This window comes from Mycoplasma marinum, from assembly GCF_004335975.1.
GTDB classification, from domain to species: Bacteria; Bacillota_I; Bacilli_A; order Mycoplasmatales; family Metamycoplasmataceae; genus Mycoplasma_K; species Mycoplasma_K marinum.
In genome coordinates this window covers 53920-60693 of sequence record NZ_PSZO01000008.1, presented here as the reverse complement: position 1 = coordinate 60693, position 6774 = coordinate 53920, and the positions used below count along the sequence as shown (strand labels likewise).

Annotated in this window: 7 protein-coding genes; all 7 read right to left on the bottom strand. The window is 27.0% G+C overall.

Features of this window, described 5'->3' with window-relative positions; all coding sequences use genetic code 4:
• Positions 1-75: 75 nt before the first annotated feature.
• The 7 genes from C4B24_RS02335 to serS all read right to left on the bottom strand — a co-directional run bounded on the left by C4B24_RS02335 (position 76) and on the right by serS (position 6751).
• The gene (locus C4B24_RS02335) at positions 76-363 is read right to left on the bottom strand and encodes a hypothetical protein (protein ID WP_131598975.1); all 288 of its coding nucleotides are present in this window, start codon (positions 361-363) and stop codon (positions 76-78) included.
• On the bottom strand, positions 356-1336 hold the full coding sequence (locus C4B24_RS02330; protein WP_131598973.1) for an ABC transporter ATP-binding protein: 981 nt from the start codon (positions 1334-1336) through the stop codon (positions 356-358). The genes C4B24_RS02335 and C4B24_RS02330 overlap by 8 nt, the downstream gene beginning before the upstream one ends.
• A 241-nt stretch (positions 1337-1577) precedes the next feature.
• The gene (locus C4B24_RS02325) at positions 1578-2090 is read right to left on the bottom strand and encodes a DUF5378 family protein (protein WP_131598972.1); all 513 of its coding nucleotides are present in this window, start codon (positions 2088-2090) and stop codon (positions 1578-1580) included.
• A gap of 20 nt (positions 2091-2110) precedes the next feature.
• A complete protein-coding gene (locus C4B24_RS02320; RefSeq protein WP_131598970.1) occupies positions 2111-2647 on the bottom strand; it encodes a hypothetical protein in 537 nt (178 codons plus the stop codon).
• A 251-nt stretch (positions 2648-2898) separates the two neighbouring features.
• On the bottom strand, positions 2899-4299 hold the full coding sequence (locus C4B24_RS02315) for an ABC transporter permease (protein ID WP_131598968.1): 1401 nt from the start codon (positions 4297-4299) through the stop codon (positions 2899-2901).
• Complete coding sequence (locus tag C4B24_RS02310; protein ID WP_131598967.1) at positions 4299-5408, bottom strand: ABC transporter ATP-binding protein; 1110 nt, start codon at positions 5406-5408, stop codon at positions 4299-4301. The genes C4B24_RS02315 and C4B24_RS02310 overlap by 1 nt, the downstream gene beginning before the upstream one ends.
• 74 nt (positions 5409-5482) lie before the next feature.
• Positions 5483-6751 carry a serine--tRNA ligase gene (serS, locus tag C4B24_RS02305; RefSeq protein WP_131598965.1) on the bottom strand — a complete coding sequence of 423 codons (1269 nt, stop codon included), beginning with the start codon at positions 6749-6751 and terminating at the stop codon, positions 5483-5485.
• Between the last annotated feature and the right edge of the window lie 23 nt (positions 6752-6774).

The window sequence follows — 6774 nt, the reverse complement described above, 5'->3', positions numbered from 1 at the left end:
ATTCTTCTTGAAATGTTTTGTCTTTTTTGTTTTTCATAATAAAAACTCCTTTATTGTAATTTTACAACATAGGAGTTACACAAAATTTAATACATTACCCCTTGATATTGGCATTCCAGCAAACATAAGTTCCATTCCATTAGTCTTAGTTTTTCCATATAATTCAATTGCAAACAATAGTGTTGATAAAACAATCCAACAAATCGAAGGCAATATAAATACCAGAGTGTAATTTATTTCTTCTCCAGAACCGATAATTGAATTAAGTGCTAATCCTGATGCACTTAAAAGTATAAATATAGTTATACCCATTTTGTTTTTAAATAAAGAAGAAAAATAATATTTTAAATAAACTTTATTCATAATCCACCACCATTCTGTTATTCATTTGATCATTAATAACAATTTCTTGGAATTTTTCTTCTAATTTATCTTTCTCAATATCCCCAGTAAATACTATTTCACCCTTTCTTATAAAGGTAGCCCCATTTACATATTTAGAAATTTCGGAAATTATATGAGATGTAATTAATACAGTAACTCCTTGAGCGTTTATTTTTTTTAACTCCTCAAAAAATAAAAAACGTGCAGTTGGATCTAAATTAGCAGCAGGTTCATCTAAGATTATGATTTCTGGTTTTTCAATAAGTATTTTAATTAAAAAAATCTTTTTCTTTTGACCTGAAGATAATCTATTGGGGTTAATATTTTTTCTATCCATTAAATCAAATTGGTTTAACAAATGCTTTATCTGTTTATCCATATTGTCAAGTTCTTTCCCTTTTAATTTTCAAATTAACTTTAAATATGCATATAAATTCATATTATTTGGAAAAATAGCTTTCTCCGGAACGTAAGAAAGTATGTTTTTTTCTTGGATGTTTTTTTCTACATCTAAACCATTAAAAAGAATTTTTCCTTTTTCAATTGGAAATCCACCAATTATAGTTTTTATCAAAGTAGTTTTACCAGCACCATTTTCACCAACCAATGCGTGAAACGAACCTTTTTTAATTTTAAAACTACATGCTTTTAATATTTTATTCTTTTTAAATGTTTTTTCTATTTTAACAACTTCTAATGAGTGCCTGGATAGTCTTTTTGTTTCTTCGTCCTCTGTGGTTTTACGCTCTAGTCATTCTCCACTTTTTAAATTAAATAGAATATTTCTAAACGTTCTATTTCTTGACTTATCTCGAGTATTTTTTTTATTTGTAAAATTGCATTTTTCAACTTTTATTTCACTTGTTTTATCTTTATATTTTGAAATTTTTATGTTTAAACCATTTTTACGTAAATCTCTTTTTGTTCTATAGTTTTGTTGACGTTTCTTCATAGGTTTTTACCTCTATTTTCTTTTTATAAATTTATATAAATATTTATTGACATTTTAAAAATTATACAAAGATTAATTTTAAGGTATGTATTTTACTAATTCCAATAAAAATAAAGTAATAACTTAAATAATTAAATAAATTTATTCAAAATTTCTAATAATAATTACAAATAAAAAAATACCAAAAAGGTATCTTGCTTTTTTTAAAATTCATCTGTTTCTCAGAATTTTTTTCAATATTTTATAATTCATGCAATCTTAATATTTCAATATTTAATAATAGGTTGTTTAATATTAATTTTAAAGCTTTTTTGGAACTTTGTGTGAAGAAGGGTTTTGTATATTTATAAATAAACCCTTCTGGAAATTTATTGCAATATTTTTTATCGGCTTTTTGACATAAAATAATGATATATGTAAGAATCAGCTGTGCAACAATAAATATCATTCAACCAACAAACCTAATAGCATGTATAGATTGATTATTCATATTAAGAACAGTTGGCACTATGTTGTATTCCCCGCCTTTTCTTCAATCACCTTCAGCAATACCAGTTGTTTGCATAGTAATATTTGTCATTCAATAAATAATAGCTATGTATGCCATCATTAAAAATATAAAAATTATTGATTTTATAGCATCTTTTCATGTAATTTTGGGAGCTACTATCAAAGCCATGCAACCAATGATTATTTGTAAGAAGTGAGCACCGACATAATCACCAAAAATAATTTCCATTATATTTGGGTTCATTGCCCAAGGTTCCATTGGTGCTATAGATGTAGCGCAGCACCAAGTTTCTGTCTAAATTTAGAAAACATCATTGCTATTGCCATCAAATGAAGTGTTATTGGACAAAGATCAGCAGGCACAATATGAGTGACCATAATGTTTTGACCAACTTGAACTATTTGTTTAATAATTTCACTTTCAGCAATTGGAGCATGATTATTTTGGACATATGCTGCATTTAGTTTTTTAATAAAGTTGTTGTAGTCATTAATTGTAAAGTTATTATCATAAACAATATTACCTTTACCAAATCATAACCCTTCTCATGTTTGGCCTATATTAGGGTCGATAGTGCGCCAATTAATATGGGAATCAAAATGTAACTCAGGATCTTTTACAATTGCCATACCCTGTCTTGTAAGAGGTATATCTCTCACAAATAAAACAAACAATGTAACCCCTAAAATTACCCAAGGTCAATTTTTAGAAAAAACTTCTCTTATCCTTCTTCTTAAAAGGAAAGGAACTATAAGTATAAGCGGAATTATTGCAAAAACAATGTAGCTATTTGTATTCATTTCAACCTCTCTCTTATTTGATAATAAATATATTATAAAATAAAAAAGCCAATTATAAATATTGGAATTAAAGGGATTTTTAAGCATTCTATAAATTTAATATTTAGAACGTTGATTTTATTAATCAATATAGAATTAAGGAAAATATATAAACGAAAATATCTTGTTGAAATAAAATTATATTTTAAAAGCATTTAATAGTAATAAAAAAACTACACTATTGAAATGTAGAATTTTATTACTATTATTAATTATTTGAAATCTCTTCTAACAAATCTTAGTATTACTAATCCAGAAACTCCAAATAAGATTATTAATCAAATACCATAAATTGCAGCTTTAGAAATATAAGGAGATCCAATCAACACTTTTGAATTATCGTAATTGTAATTTTTAATAACACTACCGTTTTTAAGAATATCATCAACATTAATTGTTAATTCATTAGTACCTGATGTTCCGAAAGTTTTATACTCAGGTTCTTTTGTTAATTTAGAAAGCATGTATGCAGTACCAAAATCACCAGCAATTCTATTGGAATCATCAGCAAATTTTGTATTTGTATAAATATAGTCTTTCAATTCTGATTTAATGTCGCTAAATTCCAGACTATTTTCTCCGTATTTATTAATATTATTTATTTTTGTTTCAGTTTTTATTCAATTGATCATATGATTAATAAAATTAGAATTGTTATAAATACTATCAATGTCATTTTTAATATCGTTTAATGACATAGGGTCTTTTTGATCAAATTGTTGTCCTGAAATAATTAGTTTACTAGAATTTTGCCCCTCTGGAAATCACAAAATATTTTTATCATTAAATTTTTCAGATGTTCTTCAAGATAATAGCATAGATTTTTTTGTGTTTTTAGTTTGAGCGATTGAATAGAATGAAGACAACTGAGTTCAAACATCAAAATAAGCCGCAGTTTTATATCAAGAATTAACATGATCCTCATAATTGGTACCACCAACATTTTGAAAAATAGCTGTTTTCTTTTCGATTTTTCCATTTTTTTGGAGCGCTAACCTATTTTGTGAATTTCCACTTTCTATTAATAATGAAGCATTTGACAATGGAATCATAATTAAAGAAAGTATTGTTAATACCACTGGTAAGAATATTGATATAACCATTGTTCCAACCTTACCAAGCAATGATGAAAAGAATACTATCATTGATGAAAGAAGCATTTGAACTATGAATGTACCAATTGCATATGACATAGAAAATTCAAATATATCTTTTGAGTTTGCTTTAGCATCAAACAGGCCAATAATAATACCTGTAAAAAATGACATTATTGCAAATAAGAATATCAATATATAAAGAGTAAAGAATTTACCAAAAACAATTTTAATCCTTGTAATTGGTTTAGAAACTATTAGTAATTCACTACCATTTTCTTCAGGTTCCTTAAAAATATTCAAAGCCTTTGTTGCCACAAAGATAGCCGAGACAATAAAAGGTAATATTAGTGAAAGGGGGTTAGTAAGTGAACCAGAAAGCATTTCACTAGGTGCTTTGATTAATAATATTGGCAACCCAATAATTAACACTGAAATACCCATAAATATAATAGGTACTAAATAAGTTGATAGTTTTTTAGAAATCAAAAATAATTGTAATCTCATATATTTAAACATTATGCTCCCGCCTTTCCTGTTCCAGTTTCACGAGAACCTAAAACAACGTATTTTTTATAAACTTCTTCAAGATTCATTTTTTTGTTTTTAAATGTCTCGGGGATGATTTTTGCATCTACAAGATTTTTCATAAATTTAAATATATTTTCATTATTTAAAAACTTACCAATAATTCCTTTTCTTTCAACTCTATATTCTATTTTTTGTTCTTTAAGAATTTGGATGACTTTATTATGCTCATCTAAATTATCTAGATTAATTAAATATTCTAAGTCAAAGTTAGATGTTGCTTCAGCAATTGAACCACTAAATACAATTGTTCCTCCATCAACAATTGTTACTGAATCAACGAATTTATCTAATTCTGCAAGAATGTGTGAAGAGATAAAAATTGATTTACCTTGTTTTTGTAATTTTTTCAAATCTTCAAAGAATTCGAATCTAGCTTTTGGATCTAAATTTGCAGCTGGTTCATCCATAATAATAATATCGGGATCATGAACAAGAGCTTGTGCAAGTAACACTTTCTTTTTTTGACCAGAAGAAAATGTATTTGGAGAACGTCACATAACTTTTTTCATTCCCAATTCTTCTAATTTTGATAAAGCATATTTTTTTGCTTTTGACATTGACATACCGGATAAATATGACATGTATGCTATATATTTAAATGTACTCATTCCTTTAGGAAATTTTGCTGTTTCAGGAATATAACCAATATGTTTTTTAGCTTCTGCAGTTGAATGTTTATGGCCAAACATTTTTACACTACCCTCAAATTTTGCATAAGCACCAATTAATGATTTAATTGTTGTTGTTTTACCAGCACCATTTGCACCAATAAAACCATGAAATTCACCAGGCATAACTTTAAAAGATGCGTTTTCAACTGCTGGAATTTTTGAACCTTTATATCTTTTTGTAAATTTCTCCACAACCATCGAAGGTTCTATACCTTTTCCTCTTTTAGAAATTTGACTAGATGATAAAGTTTTGTTTTCAGCAAAAACCTCATTATTTTTTATTCCGCTCAACATTTTGTCTATCTCTTTTTGTCTATCAGGAGAAATATTTTTTTCGATTTTTTTCTCCATATCTTTTTTATGCATTTGCCCTCTTTTCTTTATAACTTATACTTTAAATTATAATCCAAATAAAAAAAATCACCTTTTTTTGGTGAAAATTATTTAATTATATTTGTACCCATATACTTAACCAAAACATTAGGAACAGTAATTGATCCATCATTATTTTGGTAATTTTCAAGTATTGCAGCAACACATCTGTCAATTGCTATTCCTGAACCATTTAATGTTGAAGCATATTGAGTTTTTTTGTTTTCATCTTTATATCTTATCATTGCTCTTCTAGCTTGATAATCTCCAAAGTTAGATACAGATGAAATTTCTCTATATTTATTTTCTGATGGCATTCAAACTTCTAAATCAATTGTTCTTTTTGAAGAAAAACCAATATCACCAGTACATAATGAAAGTGTTTGATAAGGTAATTCTAATGCTTTTAGAATACCTTCTGCATTTTCTTGCAGTTTTGCAAATTCAACTTCTTCATCTTCTTGTTTAACAAATTTAACAAGTTCAACTTTATTAAATTGGTGCATTCTAATTAACCCTCTAGTGTCTCTACCAGTTGAACCAGCCTCTGAACGGAAACACAATGTATATGCTGTAATTAATTTTGGTTTATTTAAATCTAATATTTCCCCTGAGTAAATATTAGTTAAAGGAACTTCTGCAGTAGGAATTAATCACTTATCTTCTTTTTCTATTTTAAATAAATCATCTGCGAATTTTGGAAGTTGCCCAGTACCAATTAATGATTTTGTATTAACAATCACTGGAGGTACAAATTCTGTATAACCATTTTTTTCAGTATGTGTATCTAACATGAAATCTTTAAGGGCTCTTACCAATCTTGCTCCAAGTCCTTTATAAGCAACAAATCTAGTTCCTGATATTTTAACGGCTCTTTCAAAGTCAACAAGATCCAATTCCTCTGCTATTTCATAATGAGGTTTAACGTTTGTTACGTGACCTCTTCCTAAGTTAGGATATTCATTGATAATCTCATTATCCTCTTCATCTTTACCAATAGGTGTAATGTCGGCTGGAATATTGGGAATTGCAAGAATAATCTTATTTACTTTCTCATTTACCTCTCTTGTTTTTTCTTCTAATTTATCAATTGATTCTTTAATTGAAGTTACTTCTTTCATTATTGTTGTAGTATCTTCATTATTTCTTTTGGCTAAACCAATTTTTTTTGAAGTTGCGTTTCTTTGAGCTTGAAAATCTCCAAGTTCAGTAATTAATTTTGAACGCATTGCGCCAAGCGCTACTAATTCATCTATTTTTTTGGCTTCAAATCCTCTATTTTGGAGCTTATTTTTAAATTGTTCTGGTTGTTCTAATATTTTTCTTAAATCTAACATATTCCAATTATATATTTTTATAT